Genomic DNA, 424 nt, shown 5'->3' with positions numbered 1-424 from the left:
GGGCGCCGTCACGCTGAAGAGCTCGACGGGTGCGGATCTGAGCGTCACCGGCAAGGCTGACCTGCTCAAGTCTCTCGGCCTGACCTCGTCTGTGGGCGGCGGCAACGCCACCGTGAGCGTCAACCGGACCACGAGCTCGGGCTCGCTCGGTGCGACGATCACGGACGGCTCGACGCTGAACGTCGACGGTCACGTCATCACCTTCAAGAACGCGCCGATCCCGGGTTCGACCGGTGCTCCGAGCGTTCCGAGCGGGTATGGTGCGAACGGCAACGTTCTCACTGACGGCGCCGGCAACTCGACGGTCTATCTGCAGGGCGGCACGATCAACGACGTCTTGAAGGCGATCGACCTTGCCACCGGCGTGCAGACCGCGACGGTCAATGCCAACGGCACCGCGACGCTTGCGACCGCCACCGGCCAG

General features: G+C 67.0%; 1 protein-coding gene. It reads left to right on the top strand.

Annotation, left to right across the window (positions count from 1 at the left end; all coding sequences use genetic code 11):
* Nucleotides 1–424, top strand: a 424-nt coding sequence (locus tag XI04_RS08080; RefSeq protein WP_271610739.1) for a DUF1522 domain-containing protein, incomplete at both ends; no start/stop codon positions are given.

The organism is Bradyrhizobium sp. CCBAU 11430, assembly GCF_028128855.1.
GTDB classification, from domain to species: Bacteria; Pseudomonadota; Alphaproteobacteria; order Rhizobiales; family Xanthobacteraceae; genus Bradyrhizobium; species Bradyrhizobium ottawaense.
Note: the sequence above shows the minus strand (reverse complement) of the source record. Positions and strands in the feature narration are given on the sequence as shown.